This window comes from Sporosarcina ureae (assembly GCF_002109325.1).
Taxonomy (GTDB): domain Bacteria; phylum Bacillota; class Bacilli; order Bacillales_A; family Planococcaceae; genus Sporosarcina; species Sporosarcina ureae_C.
The window spans coordinates 2759768-2779317 of the sequence record NZ_CP015348.1 but is presented as its reverse complement, the minus strand read 5'-3'; the positions used below and the strand labels follow the sequence as shown (position 1 = coordinate 2779317).

General features: G+C 45.8%; 19 protein-coding genes. 2 read left to right on the top strand and 17 right to left on the bottom strand.

Going from position 1 to position 19550, the window contains the following annotated elements:
* Window positions 1–11 precede the first annotated feature (11 nt).
* The 12 genes from SporoP32a_RS17410 to SporoP32a_RS13550 form a co-directional block, all read right to left on the bottom strand.
* Entirely contained in the window at window positions 12–1625 is a 1614-nt protein-coding gene (locus SporoP32a_RS17410; RefSeq protein ID WP_085428391.1) for a flagellin N-terminal helical domain-containing protein, read from the bottom strand.
* 217 nt (window positions 1626–1842) lie between these two features.
* Entirely contained in the window at window positions 1843–2064 is a 222-nt protein-coding gene (csrA, locus tag SporoP32a_RS13600; RefSeq protein WP_085428390.1) for a carbon storage regulator CsrA, read from the bottom strand.
* Between the two features lies 1 nt (window position 2065).
* Window positions 2066–2551, bottom strand: a complete 486-nt coding sequence (gene fliW, locus SporoP32a_RS13595) for a flagellar assembly protein FliW (RefSeq protein ID WP_085428389.1) — start codon at window positions 2549–2551, stop codon at window positions 2066–2068.
* Between the two features lie 17 nt (window positions 2552–2568).
* Window positions 2569–3120, bottom strand: coding sequence for a DUF6470 family protein (locus SporoP32a_RS13590; RefSeq protein WP_085428388.1), 552 nt, complete (start codon window positions 3118–3120; stop codon window positions 2569–2571).
* Window positions 3121–3187: 67 nt separating this feature from the next.
* A complete protein-coding gene (gene flgL / locus SporoP32a_RS13585) occupies window positions 3188–4078 on the bottom strand; it encodes a flagellar hook-associated protein FlgL (protein WP_085428387.1) in 891 nt (296 codons plus the stop codon).
* Window positions 4079–4094: 16 nt separating this feature from the next.
* Window positions 4095–5621: a flagellar hook-associated protein FlgK gene (gene flgK / locus SporoP32a_RS13580; protein ID WP_085428386.1), complete on the bottom strand. Its 1527-nt coding sequence runs from the start codon at window positions 5619–5621 to the stop codon at window positions 4095–4097.
* A gap of 12 nt (window positions 5622–5633) precedes the next feature.
* Window positions 5634–6140, bottom strand: coding sequence for a flagellar protein FlgN (locus SporoP32a_RS13575; protein WP_085428385.1), 507 nt, complete (start codon window positions 6138–6140; stop codon window positions 5634–5636).
* Between the two features lie 17 nt (window positions 6141–6157).
* The gene (flgM, locus tag SporoP32a_RS13570; RefSeq protein WP_085428384.1) at window positions 6158–6424 is read right to left on the bottom strand and encodes a flagellar biosynthesis anti-sigma factor FlgM; all 267 of its coding nucleotides are present in this window, start codon (window positions 6422–6424) and stop codon (window positions 6158–6160) included.
* 128 nt (window positions 6425–6552) lie between these two features.
* Entirely contained in the window at window positions 6553–6969 is a 417-nt protein-coding gene (locus SporoP32a_RS13565; protein ID WP_085429092.1) for a TIGR03826 family flagellar region protein, read from the bottom strand.
* Between the two features lie 5 nt (window positions 6970–6974).
* Window positions 6975–7589, bottom strand: coding sequence for a ComF family protein (locus tag SporoP32a_RS13560; protein WP_085428383.1), 615 nt, complete (start codon window positions 7587–7589; stop codon window positions 6975–6977).
* The gene (locus SporoP32a_RS13555; protein ID WP_198166174.1) at window positions 7586–8950 is read right to left on the bottom strand and encodes an ATP-dependent helicase ComFA; all 1365 of its coding nucleotides are present in this window, start codon (window positions 8948–8950) and stop codon (window positions 7586–7588) included. Before SporoP32a_RS13555 ends, SporoP32a_RS13560 begins: the two co-directional genes overlap by 4 nt.
* 14 nt (window positions 8951–8964) lie before the next feature.
* Window positions 8965–9813 carry a DegV family protein gene (locus SporoP32a_RS13550; RefSeq protein ID WP_085428382.1) on the bottom strand — a complete coding sequence of 283 codons (849 nt, stop codon included), beginning with the start codon at window positions 9811–9813 and terminating at the stop codon, window positions 8965–8967.
* Between the two features lie 540 nt (window positions 9814–10353).
* On the opposite strand from SporoP32a_RS13550, the gene SporoP32a_RS13545 reads away from it, so the two are divergent.
* Window positions 10354–11130, top strand: coding sequence for an enoyl-CoA hydratase-related protein (locus SporoP32a_RS13545; RefSeq protein ID WP_085428381.1), 777 nt, complete (start codon window positions 10354–10356; stop codon window positions 11128–11130).
* Window positions 11131–11532: 402 nt separating this feature from the next.
* Here SporoP32a_RS13545 and SporoP32a_RS13540 read toward each other — a convergent pair whose 3' ends face one another.
* A complete protein-coding gene (locus SporoP32a_RS13540) occupies window positions 11533–11931 on the bottom strand; it encodes a flagellar protein FliS (RefSeq protein WP_085428380.1) in 399 nt (132 codons plus the stop codon).
* Between the two features lie 161 nt (window positions 11932–12092).
* On the opposite strand from SporoP32a_RS13540, the gene SporoP32a_RS13535 reads away from it, so the two are divergent.
* The gene (locus SporoP32a_RS13535) at window positions 12093–12857 is read left to right on the top strand and encodes a flagellin (protein ID WP_335696110.1); all 765 of its coding nucleotides are present in this window, start codon (window positions 12093–12095) and stop codon (window positions 12855–12857) included.
* A 16-nt stretch (window positions 12858–12873) separates the two neighbouring features.
* Here the strand turns inward: SporoP32a_RS13535 and SporoP32a_RS17095 are convergent, their stop codons facing one another.
* From SporoP32a_RS17095 to SporoP32a_RS13515, 4 genes are all read right to left on the bottom strand, one after another.
* On the bottom strand, window positions 12874–13167 hold the full coding sequence (locus tag SporoP32a_RS17095) for a late competence development ComFB family protein (RefSeq protein WP_198166173.1): 294 nt from the start codon (window positions 13165–13167) through the stop codon (window positions 12874–12876).
* 484 nt (window positions 13168–13651) lie between these two features.
* The gene (gene aspA, locus SporoP32a_RS13525) at window positions 13652–15097 is read right to left on the bottom strand and encodes an aspartate ammonia-lyase (RefSeq protein WP_085428377.1); all 1446 of its coding nucleotides are present in this window, start codon (window positions 15095–15097) and stop codon (window positions 13652–13654) included.
* A 103-nt stretch (window positions 15098–15200) separates the two neighbouring features.
* Window positions 15201–17171, bottom strand: coding sequence for a S9 family peptidase (locus SporoP32a_RS13520; protein WP_085428376.1), 1971 nt, complete (start codon window positions 17169–17171; stop codon window positions 15201–15203).
* A gap of 139 nt (window positions 17172–17310) precedes the next feature.
* Window positions 17311–18864, bottom strand: a complete 1554-nt coding sequence (locus SporoP32a_RS13515; protein ID WP_085428375.1) for a fatty acid--CoA ligase family protein — start codon at window positions 18862–18864, stop codon at window positions 17311–17313.
* Window positions 18865–19550 lie beyond the last annotated feature (686 nt).

The window sequence follows — 19550 nt, the reverse complement described above, 5'->3', positions numbered from 1 at the left end:
TCTGTCACTGCTTATGCAGCTAAGACATAATCCACGTCGCGGATACGTGATTCCGCAGATGTTAAGTTTTCTGACGATGTTCCTAAGTTGTTGATTGTATGTTCTAAACGGTTTTGTGATGCACCGAGTTTTGAACGTTCGCTAGACACTTTATCAATTGCATCTTGAATAGTAGAAACGGCTGCAGCTGCTTTTTCGTGTGAAGAAACGTCAAGTGCTTGCTCCGCAACTACATTGTCTGTTCCATTTGTTACTCCTAGTTTATCATTTACTGTTCCTACCGTTGCGATACCAAGAGCAACCGCACGCATATCCTCAATACCAACAGACATGGATTGTCCTTCGTTAGCTCCGATTTGGAATTGAGCCGACTGATCCTTTGTAACCGCTGCTGTTGTTACTTCTCCAGCAACTTCAACTTTATTTGTTTCTGTTTTCAGATCAAATGTACCTGTGAATTTTGCATCAGTAGCACCAGTACCTGTAGTTCCCGTAAACGTAAATGAAATTCCATCTTGGTTAAAGTTTAATGTATCTCCACTCTCCAAGGAGAATTCAGTTGTAGATACGACATCTGCTCCCGCTTTTTGGATTGCTGTAAATTTGTTATTTGCTTCATCCCATTCAATTTCTAGGCTATCTACGTTTGCAAGATTTGCACCACCGCCAGCAACCGTAATGTCGCCCATAACTGCAGTAGCTGCAGGTGCTGCGGTACCAGTTGATGCAAGTTCAACACTCTTAGGCACAGTATTCACAGTACCAGTAGCATCTCCGCTTGATGCAGATTTGCTTAAATCAATTGTTACTGTTCCGCCTTCTGCCCAGTCAGCAGCATCTTCTTTAGAGAATGAGAATGAAATTCCCTGGTTATTATAAGAGTATGTTCCAGTAGCTTCATCAAGTGCCACTTTATCAGCATTAATGTCTAAAGACTTTGAAGCACCATCTGTTCCGTTATAAGAAACCTCAAAGCTGTCACCGCTTTTTTTAATAGCAATAGAACCTTCATTACCAGTGTCTAAATTATTCCAAGCAAAACCATTATCAGCTGTTCCACCTATTGTAACATCAATATCAGCTTTTGAACCTGAACTCCATGCAATAGGTTCCGTACCGACTTTAATTGTCTGCTCAACAGCCTTTGTAACATCTACTTTTGTAGCTGGTGTAGTAACTGCAGCTGTCACTTCAAATTTCGATGATAAGTCACCATTTATCAATTTCTTTTGGTTAAACTCTGTTGTATTACCAATACGGTTAATTTCTGATGTTAGTTGGTTAAGTTCTTTTTGAATTTCTTCACGGTCTCCAGCAACGTTTGTATCGTTACCAGCTTGTACTGCTAGTTCACGCATACGTTGTAGAATATCATGTGTTTCGTTTAAAGATCCCTCAGCAGTTTGAATCAAAGAAATTCCATCCTGTGAGTTCTTTTGTGCCATATCCAATCCACGAATCTGTCCACGCATTTTCTCAGAGATTGCTAGTCCAGCTGCATCATCTCCAGCACGGTTAATCTTCAAACCTGAAGACAATTTCTCAATGTTGTTAGCTGCTGCTGCGTTGTTTGAACCTAGTTGGCGGTGCGTGTTCATCGCTGCCATGTTGTGATTGATAATCATTATAATTTCCTCCTTGAGTGTTTGTTGGGTACACGTCCTTGTGTCCCTTATTTGTTTTACGGTTTTGAGTACCGGCCGGACACTCTCTACCGCTTACACTACTAATATCGGATATGTGACTATAGTGTTTAGTAGTTTCTTGAAATCTTTTTTCTATTTATTTGAAATGTGGATATTACGTGACTTGCACTGGCTAACGTGATGATGCAATCACAATTTACTTGTTATCCTTTAAGTTTTTGTACCAGTCCAAATCCAACGTCAATGATTCAGCGTTCGTTTCCTTAATAGACTGAATCAGTTCCCCCCGTACAATCTCCACTGATTTAGGCGCTTCGATCCCTACCCTCACCGTATCGCCTTTTACTTCGAGAATTTTCACTTCTATATTATCTGCAATTTTAATTGTATCGCCCGCTTTGCGTGAGAGTACTAACATATTATTCACTCTTTCCGCTAGTTGTTTTTTCTTTTATTTCATCCAACTTCTTTTTATTGATTGGATGTTTGATAAGATAGCGCTTATCATTCAATACCATTTGTTTCGCTTTTCTGTTGTTTGTTTGAAACAGAAGAGGTGCTTGTAAGTTAATTGTAGAATCTTCAAATGGTTCTTTAATGAAGACAATACCGAGTACCATCAACTCTTCCGGGCTTTTCACTTCGAGTAAATCAACTGTTGGATCATCTATTTTAAAGTCATACTCTTCTACAATTTTGTATGGATTCGCTACGACGAATGCTACACCTGCTTCTTTCGTGGACTGCAATACTTGAAATTGTTCATTCTCTCCAATCGGCAAGATGACGAATTCTTCTTCCTCTTCGAATCCTGGAAGTCCTTTCGGGAAGTGCCATGCTTTAGATAGATCTACTTCTATTTTACCATGGAATTTTGTTGCGATTTCTTTTAGTTGTGGTGTCACTAGATCTCTCTCCTTTATTAAGCTTTCCAATCAATTTGGATCGATCCGTACTGTGCCATTTCAACGGACACTTTACCCGGTGTGTAATTGTGAATCGGTTTATTGATCTGTGCATCAATTTTCGGTTTCTGCGGTGTCACATTAATATCCAGTGATCCTTCAGAAAAACTCATTTTCACTTTTGTACGGTCTCCGACGAATTTCACTTGTAGATCCGCCATGGGACGCTCGGTATTTTGTTTGACGATATCTGCAATCGAAGCACCGTTCTCGATCTTCATGAGTTGTTGACCTTCTTGTGCGCGACGAGCTGAACCTTCTTGTGCTTTTTGCATGCCGTACTGTGCGTTTTCAGAAGTGCGACGGAATACGCTTTTCAGGTCTAGATCCGCACGGTTTTCTGTTGTATCGAGTGATAGTTGCGGACGTGTAGTGGACATTTCAAGAATCGCTGCTGGCTGTTCTATGCTCAGCGTAGCTTTCGGTTGCTGAATTTCTTGGACAGGCTTTGTCACCTGCAAATCGATTTTTGCAGGTGTCGTTTGGATTTGAAGCTGCGGTATGTTCACGGTCTCCACCTTCCCTTACTTTTCGGTATAAAAACAGCGGACACTTGCATAGTGTCCGCCTAATCTTTCAGCGCAAGAAATCCATTAAAGAAGGTTGCATGATTCGTGCGCCTACTGATAAAGTGGCGCGGTGGATAGATTCCGAAGTGATCAGGTCGGTAATCGTTTTTTCATAGTCGACATCTTCATTTTGGGAACGCTGCTTTTTCGCGGCGCCTTCTTGCATTTCGAGACGGTTATGCATGAGTTCTGCGCGGTTCGAACGCGCACCAATGTCTGCGCGTTTTGATAGTACGACATCCAATTGACCGTCGATATCGCTGATCATTTTACCAAAGCTGTTTCCGTCATCGGACGAACCGTTACCAGTAAGATCTTTGACTTTATCGAGTAAACCGTCAATATCACTGAACATTTTGCTGACATCCGTACTGACACGCAGATTAACTCCGTCAAATACTTCAATTGACACATCGCTTTTGTATGCGTCTCCAGTTTCGAAGCTTTTGTTTTCTTTGTTGTAAAGTGGCTTATCCGTCATACTCCCACTAAATATATGTTTGTCGCCTACTTTCGTATTGGCCACGTCCTGTAAGTGTTCGCGCAGTTGATCAATCTCTGTTTTAATTGCTGATCTATCACTTTCAGTCATCGCACCAGTATTCGAAGCATTCGTCGCAAGTTCTTTCAATCGCTGCAAAACTTGTCCCACTCCATCAAGCGCATCATCCGAACTGTCGAGCCAGTTATTCACTTCGCCCATATTCTTTTGATATTGCTCTACTTTATCAACTTGCATTCCGTAGCCCATACCTTTCATGACCGTTACGGGATCATCGGAAGGACGAGTTACTTTCTTGCCGGTATTCAATTGTTCTTGTAATTTCCCCATTTTATTATAGCTGCTAGATAAGTTACGTAGCATGTTTTGAGATAGCATAGATTGTGTTACACGCATGAAGATTCCTCCTTAATTATCTGCCGACCGTACCCATTCCGTTGATGATTTTGTCGAGTGCTTCATCCATCACGGTGATCATGCGGGCAGATGCGTTGTATGCTTGTTGGAAACGGATCATGTCGGTCATTTCTTCGTCTAGTGAAACCGAACTGATGGAGTCGCGTCTGTTGGACACAGATAAAAGTAATGTACCTGAGCTCTCCGTCATTTTTATTGCTTGTTGGCCTTCTACTCCTAGTTGACCAATTACTTGTGCATAAAAGCCTTGAACGCTAGAACCATCTAATTCCTTATTTTTCGCGAAAAACACATCACCTAGGTTTTTAGCATTTTTCCCGTTACCGACTTCAGCACCGGTTGTTGAGTCTGATGCAGCCAGTTTATTTGGATCTTTTCTGATCACTTCATTCACTGCAATGGAACTTGCAGTAAATTCTCCTGAATCGTTAGCGACAAAGAAAGGTAATCCTGGCTTCCCTTCCAAATCCGTACCTTGTTGATGCACTTTGTTGAATTCCTTGGCGAATTCATTTGCCAGTTTATCCAATTTAGTCATCATGTCTGGATAGAGACCTATTTCATTGTCATCTGCATCTATATATCCGTATGAATCAATAAGTGATTTCAATTCTCCACTTTTGACCATTTCATTGACTGAAAGTTGCTCACCGTCTGCCGGACCGCCACTGAAAGTAAAACCTGTCATAAAGTCTGGTAGCGCTCCGTCATCAGTGTCATCAATACTAATTTGAGATACATCTGTTTTCTGTACTACTGTAATAGCGTCACCAGTTGTCTTAATTTTAACTGTGACCGTACCTTCCGCAATAGCAGGCGCACGTCCCCCAGTTTTTTCATAACTAGTTTCAATCGGCACTAAACTCGATAACTGATCCAGTAACCCATCACGTGCATCATATAAATCATTCGGTAAATAACCATTCGGTTCTACCGTAGCGATTTGTTTATTTAACTCACCAATTTGACTAAGCAAAGAATTGATCGTCTTCGTACCAAAGTCAATTTCATCGCCTAAGTTTCCTTTAATCTCAGAAACAGATTTATAAATATAATTAAACGAATCCGCCACCGCAGCTCCACGCTCTACAACTACCGCGCGAGCTCCACCGTTCTCCGGATTCGCCGCAAGTGTCTGCAAAGATTGCCAAAAGTCGCTCATCGACTGCTGCAACCCATACTCAGAAGGCTCACCAATGACATCTTCCATCTGCGCAATCGCATTCGAACGAGATTCCCAGTAGCCGAGCTTCGTTGATTCACTACGAAACTGATGATCTACAAACGAGTCACGAATCCGCTGAATACTCCCTGCTTCTACACCTGTCCCAAGGAATCCTGGCATCGTGCCTGCATTCATTCCTACTCCTGGAAACCCAGAAGTCGACTGCATGTTCACACGCTGTCGTGAGTAACCAGGCGTGTTCGCGTTCCCAATATTATGCCCTGTCGTATAAAGAGCGGATTGCTGTGTATACAATCCGCGTTTGCTAGTTTCAAGTCCCATGAATGTCGAGCGCATGTTGTGTCCTCCTTATGCTTGGGAGTCGAATGAAGAGAGCTTCGTTTTGGCTCCGCTTTGTGACTGCCCTTGTACTTCGTTTTTCGAATAGTTGACGGTTTCCGGACGCGGACGGACCATGTCCAGCGATAGATTCACAAATTGAAGAGATTGGTAGGTCAGTTGCTGGTTGAGGTCGTTTTGCTGTTTCAACTCATGAATCGCATGCAGGAGACGGTCCCTCGCCTCTGCTAACGGATCTTTGTCCGGAATTCTTGCCAGTTCGATTAATTGTGTCATCGTCGGTTCGGCAGGTACTGCACTTCCTTGTGCGGTCAAATACTGCTTCACTTCCTGTACACGCTTCTGGTCCATTTGCACAATAGCCGCTAGGTGAGATTGCTCCTCCTTCAACAGCTGGTCAATTCCCTCGATGTCGCCGCTTTTTAGCAATGCGGTCTTGTCGTTTGAAAGACGGAGCAAGCTCGTATGCAGTGTTTCCAAGTGATTGAGCGTTGTCAAAATTGGTTCAATGGACATGTGTAACCCTACTTTCTTTATAGCTTATTGAAATACGACAGCATATGGGAAGCGAGTTTGCTCGCATCTACCTGATACTCTCCAGACTGTACTTGCGCTTTTAGTTCCTGTACACGCTGTTGTCTAGCCGATTCGATCGGTGAAGCCGCAGATAACTTCTTCGCTTCGGATGAAATCTCGAGTTTATCCGTTTTCATTTGTGATGCCTGTTTCGTCTGGTCTACTTTCATTTGCTGATTCCTATACGGATTGACAGCTTGGGGTTTAAATCCTTCTACTTTCATACGTCTCGCTCCTTTCCATTCTGGTGTTATTTTAGGTTCTACTCTTTATTTCGGCAGATTCCACGAAACGTTTAGGGGCATTTCGAACGAAAAAACGAGCAGTACCAACTGCTCGTATCGCTTGCTTGTCATCTACGTTCTTTTCGTGCGTGGTATGTGCCTTGTTCATGCGCTTTAATCGCTTCACGAAGCTCTGTCGCTGCGTCAAACGTCTGCAAGTCTGCTTGAATTTCTTCCGTACATTTGTCACAGATTTTCCCTGACGATGTTAATGCGCCACATCGATCACATGGATAGCCAAGGTTCGGGAATAGTGCAGGTTGCAGTCTTCCTTTACGTACCCATTTATGCAGTAATTCTTCCGTCACGCCTGTTACTTCCACGATCCGGTCGATATTCGCCGCACGGTTTTCCCGTCTGCGTAAAAACTTGTAGACGGTTTCGTACAACGTCTCTTCCAATTGTGCACACGTAGAACACACTTCCCGAAGGCCCGTGTAATTAAACATACTGCCACATGTCGGGCAATTTCTTGCTTCCGCCATCTCCATCACTTCTCTCTTATAGGTCTGAATAACGTCACAGCTTCCACTCGGTGTATCCCACGCTGTTTCAGTGCTCGTGCCGCGTGACGCAATGTTGTACCCGTCGTGTAAATATCGTCCACAAGCACATACACTGCTTCATTACTTGGTATATCGGCCGTTACTTGAAATAGTTCAGTCATCGCCAAGCGTTCGCTACGAGATTTTTCACCCATAACTGATTCCGTCGTTTTCCCGAGTAGTGATTGATACGGAATATTCGCTGCTTCTAGTAACGCATCCACTTGAGAAAAAGTTCGCCTTATTTTATTGAACGGATGCATAGGAATCGGCACGATCATTTTCTTGGAATCGTTCAGTACACTGCGTAACGACGACGCGAAGATTTGTGCAAGCGCCACGTCTTGCATGAACTTGAACTGATGCAAGTACTCTCTCGCTGCTTCATTATATGCATAGAGCGAATGAACAGAATCGAGTACGTCGTCTTGTTCGATACGATCAATGCGTTCGAACTTCTCGAAACAGATAGGACAAGCGGATGTTTCTTTCTGAATACCGAGGAAATGTTGCCAAGTGGGCTGGTCGTGTAGAGGTTTGTCGCAGAGTAAACACGTCATTGCGGCACCTCGGTGTGGTTCAGCTTGCGGATTTCCCGTTTCGCTTCATCCATAGCGCGCGTAATGCCTTGGTGGAATAGTACAAAGTCGCCTGACGTGTTCGGCACGGATCGACCGACGCGTCCACCGATTTGAATCAACGCGCCTTTATTGAAGATCGTTTGCTCCGCCCCAACAACCGCCACTTGCACGTTCGGTATCGTAATCCCTCGCTCGAGAATCGTTGTCGTCAGAAGACCGGGAATCTCTTTCTGTCTCAGCAACTGCACGCGTTCCTTGCGGTCATCATGTTCCGCATGCACTGCACAAATTCGTTCATCTAGTTTCTGAAATAACGGTTCCGCCAGTTCCATCAGTTCGATTTGATGAAAGAAGATGAGGAACGGTTGTTGCTTATCGAGACGTTCGGTCGTCCAGCGTAGTAATTTCGCTGGAATACGTTTCTTTTTCAGCAGTTTCTCATAATTCCATAACGCAACGCTGCGCGGTACAGGTAGTGGCTGGCCGTGATAACGTCTTGCGAGAACCGAGATATTGCCTTGCTTTTTATTCATAGCAAGCAACTGACTCGAAGGGGTCGCTGTGACGAAATGAATCGGTGCATTCGGTTTTGCGGCTTTTCGGACCGCTCGCTGCAATGTTTCATCCGCCGTATATGGAAACGCGTCGGCTTCATCGACGAAGATCGCGTCAAACGCTTCGTGAAAACGATAGAGCTGATGGGTAGTCGCTAGAATCAGCTGTGCATCGAAGTGTTCTACTTCCGCCCCGCCATACAACGCTTCTACTTTCGTATCAGGAAAAGCCGTCGTTAACCGCGGCAACAGTTCCAAAATAACGTCCACACGCGGCGCCGCGAGACATACGCGCTGGCCTTCGTTTAGCAAATAGTGAATCGGCCGAAACAGCATTTCCGTCTTGCCTGACCCACACACCGCGTAAAGTAAATGAGAGACCCCTTGTTTCGTGCTTTCAAGCAATTCATTCGTCGCTTTTTGCTGCGAAGGTGTTAAATTGCCTTGCCAGTTCATCCGGTGGGTTGTTGGATAACTGGGTGGCGTGCCTGTCCACGTTAGTAAATCGGAACAGCAAGACACGCGCCCCATGTTCAGACAATTTCTGCAGTAGGCGCAAGGTGCTTCGCATTGAGCACACATAAATATGGTGAAGCGCGCCCGATTTTCATTATGGCAACGCTGACAACGATAGTGCGTCCCATGCCATACTTTTTTTGTGGTCACGCCTTTTTCTATATGGATGTCGCCTTGACTAATGGCTTCGTCCACGACACTTTCCGGGAACGGCAAGAGATGACGCAACCAAATGCGCCCTGCCAGAAATTCTTTTAAGTGTTCGGCCATGTACTTCCCCCTGTTCAGGTTCCGCGTCGTTTCACCCAGCCGAGTCCCATCGCCCCTTCTCCAAGATGGGTGCCGATGACCGGACCAAAGTGACTGATCGTGAAATCGACATTCGGGTGTTTTTCTTCTAATTGTTTCTTCCATTCTACTGCGTCGTCATAGCGATTCGCATGGATCACAGCTGCATCTAGCAATGAATTCTTTGCGTCTTCCGCGAGTAAATCTGAAATGCGCTTCATCGCTTTTCGCGTCGTACGGATTTTCTCAAACGGCACGATGATTTTGTCTACGAAATGCAAGATCGGCTTTACTTGTAGTAAGCCGCCAACTAATGCCTGTGCACCGGATAAACGACCGCCACGTTGCAGATGCGATAAGTCCGCCACCATGAAATAGGCACTGACGTCTTTTTGCATTTCTTTTAGTTCTTCTATGATCGCATGTGGGTGTACGCCTTCATTCGCAAGCTCTGCAGCACGGATGGCGTAGAAGCCTTGGGGATAGGCTGAAATTTCCGAGTCGAACGGTAGCACTTCAATTTCCGGCACGAGTTCGGCAGCCTGTACAGCGCCCATATAGGTTCCGCTGATGCCGCTTGAAAGGTGGATGGAAATGACTGCGTCGTAGTCTTTGGCGAGTTCGCTGTATAGGGTTTGGAAGTCACCGATTGCGGGTTGTGATGTTTTCGGTAGCGGGCCTTTGCCGCGTACCATTTCGTAGAATGCTTCGGTTGTAAGGTCGACTTCTTCTTTGAATTCTTTGCCTTCGATGGTTACGAGTAAGGGGATGGTATGGATCCCAAGTTCTGCTTTTATGTCATCCGGCACATACGCCGTCGTATCTGTCACAATCGCTGTTTTCAATATGATCAACTCCTGTTCTTTATTCTACCTGAAATCGTTGGAGTTGGCATCTGTGAAGCGGACATTGGATACGGGAGAGGATTTGCGCTACGGAGGGGGACGCTTTCCGGAGGGCGTGGCTTGAGCTTCCTCGTCCGCTTCGCTACCTGCGGGATCTCAAGGCGCACGCTGATCCTCTCGGAGTCGCCCCCTCCTACGCTCCGATCCTACTTTTAGTGGGGGGCACTTCGTGTTGTTCATTGAACTTAGGCTAGATATCTAGTTCAAGTTCAACACAAGACATTTGAACTGACTCAATCTGAAAGAGAACACTAGTGAAGCGGAGTGGAAGGCGGCGACTCGGGGAGGATCAGACCGATCAGGTAAGACAACCAAGAGAGAGCGAAGCGAACTGGTTGGCTTACCGCGGGCCCTCCCGAACGCGTCCGCCTGGAACGCAGCGTAACGATGCCCTTCCCCTTCCACTCTTCAAAACTGACGAAGTAAGCCCTTTCATGCTATCGTGTAACTAGACTAGACACTTCAAGGAGGCGTTTGACCATGCAGGAAATTATCTATGAACAAAGAGACTCAGTAGCGTATGTGACACTAAATCGACCCGATTCTATGAATGCATTCAACTACCAACTACTACTCGAACTTGGGCAAGTAGTTGAAGGTATCCGGATTGATCCTGACGTACGGGCAGTAGTATTTACAGGCAGCGGCGACAGAGCATTTAGTGTGGGCGCTGACTTAAAAGAACGCAAGACGTTGACGGAATCCATGGTCCGTCGAAATCTGAACAAGATCGGCGACGTCTTTACGATGATCGACCAACTCCCTCAGCCAACCATTGCGGTTATCAATGGCTTTGCATTCGGTGGTGGCATGGAACTCGCACTAGCTTGTGACTTCCGGATTGCAGCGGACAGTGCGGTGATGGGATTAACGGAAACTGGACTCGCGATTATTCCTGGAGCTGGTGGAACGCAACGGCTGCCTCGGTTGATTGGTGAATCGAAAGCGATGGAGCTGATTTTGACCGCACGACGCGTGTCTGCTGAAGAAGCATTGCAGTTAGGTATGGTGACGCAGAAAGCTCCTTTGGATTCATTGGAAGAGACGGTGAATACGTTTGTAGGTTCATTGCTCGCTAACGGACCGATTGCGATTCAACAGGCGAAGTTTGCGATCAAGCAAGGCATGATGGCGGACTTGCAGACGGGGCTTGCGATTGAGCGGAAGGCGTATGAGATGACGATGCCGACTGAGGATCGTGTGGAAGCGTTGATTGCTTTTTCGGAGAAGCGGAAACCTGTGTTTAAGGGGAAGTAATGGTTTTGGGATAGAGTTGCTTAGAGCGGATAACTGGGCTGATAGAGCGCTCGGCTTGTTTCATAGAGCGGAGAAACGACCTGATAGAGCACTTAACCTGTCGCATAGAGCGGACAAACGCCCTGATAGAGCGCTCGGCGTGTCCCATAGAGCGGAGAAATAGCTTGATAGAGCACTCAGCTCGTCCCATAGAGCGACCAAACACCACGATAGAGCACTCAGCCTGCCGCATAGAGCGGACAAACGCCACGATAGAGCACTCAACCCACCGCATAGAGCGGACAAACACCCCAATAGAGCACTCAACCCAGCAACTATAAGCACCACCCGCAACTCCCCCCAACCAAAACAACAAAGAGATTGTCAGATAAGCCCTATTTCCAGGGCTTTCAGACAATCTCTTTATACTGTATCCGTCTGATAGCGCTGCAACCGCTGATGCTGACGTACTTCAGTCCACGCTTCAGACAACAAATTCACTTGTTCACAGATTTCAGGTAATAGCTCATACCGTCTTTTCAACTGCACTGAAACCAATGTTTGATTCAGCAATACATACAACAAAAACAGCCGCTCCCCTTCTTCCGTTTGATGATCCACGACGGCCATTAATTCGAACAGCGCATACTGAAGTTTCTTTAACGGATCGGATAATTCTATAGTGGGTTGCTGTTTAATTTCATTTTGCATACTTTGTAGCACATTGCCCATTTCATTCAACAGCTCAATCATCGTGTCGAGCATTGGCGTCGTGGTGCTGACGGTCGTTTGATAGGCTGTTATCGCACGTTTTACGTACATGCGGGATCACTCCATACTATTTTTACTTTTATTATCGACCGAATTTGTTCATTTTATATGAATTTGGACGATATAAGTGAAGATATACAATAGAATACGTAAAAGTGGGTGAAGGGATGCGAATACACAGCTCAGAGAATATTGCGCTTTCCTCGAACCGTATGCAAAGGAATGCAACGGACATGGAAAAGACGCTTGCTAAGCTCAGCAGTGGGTCGAAAGTGGAAAAAGGAAGTCAAAACGCTTCCGGCATGGCCATTTCCGAAACGATGCGGGCTCAGATTAAGGGATTATCCCAAGCGCAACGCAATATGCAAGACGGACTTTCTGTACTTGAAGTGTCCAATGAAGGCTTGAATAATATCAATGATCTCTTGCAACGTGGACGTGAATTGGCAGTAGCTTCTGCAAATGGCACGTTGACTGACAATGATCGTCAAGCAAGTAGCGAAGAATTGTCGCAAATACTACAAGCCATTGATGATACGGCAGGCAAACTCGAGTTCAATACGATGAAAATCCTTGGCGATGATACCGCGATCAAGTTACAAGTAGGCGCCAATCCAGGACAGCAGATGACGATTGGCAATATCGACGTCAGTACGACAAAGCTAGGCTTGGACGGTGCGTCACTGGCTACACGGACAGACGCAGAACAATTAATTTCCACGATGGACAAGGCGATCAATATAGTGTCAAGCACGCTGACGAAAGTCGGATCGGAAATGGAAGGAATTCAGCATCACTTAACGAACGCATTGGTGTTCGAAAACAATTTAACGACTTCCCTTTCGAAGTTGGCCGATACCGATGTGGCGAAGGAAATGATGACATTCGTTCAGCAGGATATTCGTTCGAAGGGTGATCAGATGTTGATCAACTCGGTGAATAGTAATTTGAAAGATACAGTTTCGTTATTGAGATAAGCAAAAACCCTTCCGATTAGTGATCGGAAGGGTTTTTCATGTTGTAGCATCTAGGATTTTGTCCGACGATACCGGCAGCCCAAGCGACTTTCGTCAAGATGGCGGTTGCCCCTTGACGGTCGGCTTCGTGGACGGCGCGGATGTAGGCGCTGTTTGATTCTTCGACGATGTATTGCGGTTTGACGTTGTTGAGCGTCATGGCGAGCACGTCGTTCATGCAGTGGTCGCATGTGCAAGGCATGTTGAGTTCGTTTTTATACTTGGAGATGACGTCACGGACGACAACTTCCATAATGTTATGCACTTTCATAGTTAAGTACTCCTTCGCACTGAGAGTAGTGGAGATGGGAGACATGGATAAGTAAATAGTGTTCTGAAAGCCGTTGATTTCCGTTGCAGGCGGACGCGTTCTGGAGGGGGCGCGGTGAGCCAACTGTTCGCTGCGCTCTCTTAGTTGTCTCGCCTGTCGCCCTGATCCTCCCAGAGTCGCCGCCTTCCACTCCAATCAACTGGATAGTGGTGATACATTGTTAGATTCAATGACATTAAGTCTTTTAAAAATTAGTACATAGAAATTAGCACTTAAAATACCAGTACAATTTCTAAGTGTCTTCCACTACCAAAGTAGGGAATGGGGCGGAAGACGGGCGACTCCCGCGGGAATAGCATGAGCCTTGAGATCCCGCAGGTAGCGAAGCGGACGAGGAAGCTCAAGCCATGCCCGCAGGAAAGCGTCCCGTCTGGAGCCCCATTCCCGGAACCACTACCCAAAGTATCCTATCTAGTTCAAAGCCTTATTTAGAAAGAATAATCTTCTTCTTCAACAACTCTTTACCCGAAATACCAGGCTTCGTCATCTCGAACGGATGTAGAATCGTATCCAGATCTTCTTTAGACAGGATATTTCTCTCGATACAAATCTCGCGGATGGACTTGTTCGTCAGCAATGCTTCTTTTGCAATCTCTGACGCCACTTCATAGCCAACGTGAGGATTGATCGCTGTGATGATACCGATACTCTTCTCCACGTACTCTTCCAAGTGCTCGACGTGTGCTGTGATGCCGTCTAGGCAATAGTCGCGGAATACGCCGAAGACGTTCGTCATGATCTTCAATGACTGTAGCAAGTTGAACACCAATACTGGCTCCATGACGTTTAATTCGAACTGGCCAGCTTCAGACGCCAACGCGATTGTCATATCGTTACCGACTACTTGGAACGACACTTGGTTCATGACTTCTGCCATTACTGGGTTGACTTTACCTGGCATGATGGATGATCCAGGCTGTCTTGCAGGTAATGAAACTTCGGATAAACCTGTGCGTGGACCGGATGCCATGAGGCGCAGGTCATTACAGATTTTCGACTGGTTCAGCATCGTGCCGCGTAGTGCTGCCGATACTTGAACGTACGAGTCTGTGTTTTGTGTTGCGTCTACTAGGTGTGTGGAAGACTTTAGTTCGAAGCCACTGTTTTCAGAAAGATAGCTAGCTACTTTTTTGATATATAGTGGGTCTGCGTTTAGGCCAGTTCCGACAGCTGTTGCGCCCATGTTGATTTCATATAAATAGACACGTGATACACGAACGCGTTCGATGTCACGACGTAGTACCATTGCGTAGGCTTCGAATTCTTGTCCAAGACGGATCGGAACCGCGTCTTGCAAGTGTGTACGGCCCATTTTCAAGACCGATTGGAACTCAATGGACTTTTTCAAGTACGTTTTATGAAGAGATTCCATCACTTCTAGTAATTTATCTACTTTCATTAATGTTGCGATATGGATGGCTGTTGGGAATGCATCATTTGTCGACTGCGCCATGTTTACGTGGGTGTTCGGGCTAATGATGTCATATTCGCCTTTTTGGTGGCCTAGAATTTCAAGCGCACGGTTGGCGATGACTTCGTTTGCGTTCATATTGACCGACGTTCCTGCTCCACCTTGGATCGGGTCGACGAGGAATTGGTCACGCAATCCGCCATTGATTACTTCTTCAGACGCCTGGATAATCGCTTCGGCAAGATTCGCGTCCAATTGACCAATGTCGCGGTTAGCTTGTGCAGCTGATTTTTTAACAATTGCAATCGCACGGATCAAGTCGCGGTTGACGCGATAGCCCGTGATCGGGAAGTTTTCCGCTGCGCGCAATGTTTGAATTCCATAATACGCGTCTTGTGGTACTTTCTTGTCACCGATAAAATCCGACTCTATTCTGTATAGTAATTGCTCTTCCATCATGCAGAACCTCTTCTCAAGTAGTTTTTATATGTTTAATTCGTATCTCATTATACACACAATATTTCGCATGTATAGCCGTTCGGGCATACAATCTCATATTACCTTATAGATATCGTTTAAACCAGCCGGTAATCTCTTCTAATCGCGCAATTCGTAGATTCGGCTTCCCTGTTCTTGACAAATTATGATCAGATTCGGGGAAACGGACAAATTCTGTCTCTTTGCCTAAATCTTTCAGCGTAATATACAATTGCTCCGCTTGTTCGATTGGACAGACGAAATCTCGTTCTGCGTGAAGAATCAATAACGGTGTCTCGATGTTCTCTGCATATTTTAGCGGTGATTGGTTCCATAACTTGTCGACGTCTTTCATTCCGGCTTGTAAATGCCAGTCTGTGAAGTAGTAGCCAATATTCGATACACCGAAGAAGCTGATCCAGTTACAGATCGATCGTTGCGTGACAGCTGCTTTGAAGCGGTTGGTATGTCCGACGATCCAGTTCGTCATGAAGCCACCATAGCTCCCCCCTGTTACGCCAAGTCGTGTTTCGTCGATCCAGTTTTCGGTTTTCAACACTTCATCCAGCCCTGCCATAATATCTTCGTATCCGCCACCACCGTAATCGCCACGCACTGCGTCGACAAACGCTTGACTGTAGCCGTGACTGCCACGTGGATTAAGATAGAGAACGCCATAACCTTCTGCTGCGAGCACCTGCATCTCATGGAAATACGTAAAGCCGTACATCGCATGCGGTCCACCGTGTATTTCAACGATCAACGGATACGTTTCGCCTTCTGTAAAGTTCGCCGGTTTCATGAGCCACCCTTGGACGTTTGTATTGCCGTTCGTATAGTGGATCGTTTCAGGCTCCACCAATTCCACTTTCTTCAGCCAGTCTTCATTGAATGAAGTCAGCTTCGTCCGTTCGCCTGTCGCTATCGTTTGACGATACAGTTCTCCTGGGTTCGTCATCGTGCTGACCGTTAGCAAAGCAAATTCAGCATTAGTTGCGACATCATAGCCGTAGACATGTTCTTCTTCGCCCGTCGCAGGATAAATGGCACCGTCGAGTGTAGCCGCATATAGACGAACGTCCCCCATACTCGATAGTTGGAAATAAAGTTGCTCGTCTTCTGTCCAGACGACACCTGGTGCGATCGTTTGCTGCAAGTGATCAGATATACTTTCGTCTCCGATCGGTGCGTCGATGCCTGCTGTCAGATTCATCGTCTGACCGTTTGATTGGTCATAGACGAATACATCTGCTTGCGTAACGTTGGCGAACGTCAAAGCATAGCCTGTATACGCGATATAGCGATCGTCTTTTGAGAATGCAACCTCGCCGAAGTATCCTTGTTCGTCAAGGATCATCGTTTCGTTTTTCGTCTCGATGTCCACGAGCACTAACGGTAAACTGAAGTCATGATCGACGTTTTTATTGCGATTGACGGCTATCACCAGTTGCTTGCCGTCATGCGACACCGCTTCAAGCGTATGATCGAATGGTTCCGACGTAAAATCAAAGACAGCGCAAGTCGCAATGTCGACATAGCCAATTTGTGTGTAAACTTCTTGCGGCAGTACCCCGACGAAATCCGCTTTGTATTTCATGTTCGTCACGCGAATCGGCTGTGGCATTTTACCTTCTTTTTTCTCCGTAGTAGAAAACGTTTCGCCCGTTCTAACAGCCCCTGAAAACCAAATTTTCTTGCCGCACGGTGACCATTCGAATGAATCAATTCCTTCTGTACAGTTCGTCAATGCGCGTGCTTCTCCGCCAGCCTTTTGCATGACATAAAGTTGATCGGTGTCACTACGATTCGATATAAACGCGAGTTGCTTGCCGTCCGCAGACCATTTCGGCGCACGTACTTGCTGTTTGCCATACGTCCACCGCGTCACGGCGCCTGTCTCCAACTCGATATGGTGAATAGCAGAATAATACGCATTGTCTTTTCTGTTTAACTCCGTTACCGTAAATACCGCTTCTGAATCATTTGGTGCCAGTACCGGATTCGTTACCGATTTCGTTTCAAATAAATCTTCAATTGCTACCTGTCGTTTTTTCATCTAATCCCTCCTATTACTTGAATGTATCTTCCTAAACCATAACAAGACGATACTCCTCTTGGCAATGGATGTGTAAAGAACGAACGACAAAAAAACGAGTGATCGACGGTTACCGTCTAATCACTCGTTTGCTTTACTATTATATTTTGATTTGATCTTTTAATGAACGGCGCAGAATCTTGCCTGTTGTGTTCTTCGGCAATTCATCCAAGAACTGAATGGACTTCGGAACTTTGTACTTCACCAAACGTTTCGCACAGAATTCATTCAATGACTCTTCCGTAGCTTCCGAACCTTTCTTTAGTACTACATAAGCTTGTACTTCTTCACCAAAATTCATATCCGGCACACCAACGACTGCCGCTTCCACAATATCGCGGTGACTGAACAGCACTTCCTCTACTTCACGAGGATACACGTTGAATCCACCAACGATAATCATATCTTTCTTTCGGTCTACGATATAAAAGTAACCGTTTTCATCTCGTCGCGCCAAGTCTCCTGTATAGAGCCAACCGTCACGGATTGTGGCAGCTGTTTCTTCAGGCATTTTATAATACCCTTTCATGACATTCGGTCCGCGTACAATTAATTCGCCGACTTCATTGTCAGGCACTTCCTCACCCATTTCATCGACGACTTTGTTCTCGACATTCATGATGTTCGTGCCGATCGATCCCGGAACGCGGTCGCGATCTAATGGATTGAAACAAGTAACAGGTGATGCTTCCGATAGGCCATAGCCTTCTGAAACACGAACTTGGAACTTCTCTTCAAAATCATGCAGCAATGAAACAGGCAATGAAGATCCACCTGAAATAGCTAGTCTGATGGATTCAAAGTCTTCCGTTTTCCCCTCTGGATATTGATAAAGGAAGTTATACATCGTAGGCACTCCGGCAAATACCGTTGCCTTTTGCTCGCGAATCATATGGAAGGTTTCCCCCGGGCTAAAGCGCGGCTCTAGTAAAATCGTCGCTCCTTTAACGAGTGGTGCATTCGCAACTACCGTCAACGCGAATACGTGGAATAAAGGCAATGTCGCTACGATTTTATCGTTTTCCGAGAAGCCTAAATAGTCTCCTACGTCACGTGCATTCGAGAAGATATTTTTGTGTGTCAGCATAGCACCTTTCGGACGACCTGTCGTTCCAGATGTATACAAGATGATAGCGCTTTCATTTTCGTCAACTTCTACCACTTCCGTCAATGGTTTCGATTGCTTCATTAAAAGGCTAAATGGATGAACTTTCGGCTTAACCGAATCAGACAATGCAGCTAACTTCTCCCCTGCATCCGGACTCATTTCACAGACGACATAGTTCTCAATCGTCGGGAATGACTGGCTCGCTACTTCTACTAGTGGCAAGAGTTGATCGATCGCAATAACGGCTTTGGCATCGCTATTTTCCAGGATGAATGAAATCTCATCCGGTGTGTACAGCGGATTAATCGGCACAGCTGTCGCTCCAATGCGCATAGTGGCATAGAGTGAGATTAGATAGTGCGGCGTGTTACCGAGTAGGAATGCCACTTTGTCTCCGTGTTTGACTCCTAGGTCTTTTAGTGCGTTGGCGAACATGGATACGGACATGTCGAACTCTGCGTATGTCGTGTCTTTCCCCATGAAGTGATAGGCAATTTTACTTGGCTTGGTCTGCGCTGTTTGTCGGACGCTCGAAACTAGATTCATGCTTTCATCTCCCTAACAAGTGAATGAATAACCATTCAGTAATTCATTCATTATACTAATAGAATAATTAATTGGCAAGAGTTTACTGAGAAATTTGTATTCTTTATTTATTTGGGTAGGCTGGCAGGGGGATTGGGGTGGGGATTTGCGCTCTAGGCGGACGCGTTCGGGAGGGTGGGCGGTGAACCACACCCCTTCGCTTCGCTCGCCGGGTGTTTCACCTGTCCCACTGATCCTCCCCGAGTCGCCGCCTGCCGCTCCAATCCCTCGCAAAGTAAGTAGAAGATACATTTTGTTGTGCATTAAAATACGTGTTGTAATAGATTTTTAACTTCAGTACTGGAATCTAAATAAGTTAAGACAAAACAATAATTCACACACTACTTACAGTGATTGATCTAAGTATCCGTACTATCAACGTAGGATGGAAGCGGAAGTTGGGGGCGAAGTGCAAAGATGTGCTCCTAACGCTGCGCTTTTACTCGCAAAAGCCGTTCTTCGTTACGGCTCTTCCCGCAGGATCAGCTCGAAAGGAGAGACAACCAAAAGGGAGCAACGCGACCTGGTTGGCTCACCGAGAGCCCATGGGAAAGCGTCCCCCAACTGGAGCTTCCATCCCGAACCACTCACAAATTCACTCACACTTGCACTTGTACTTGTACTTGTACTTGAACTTAAATAAGTTA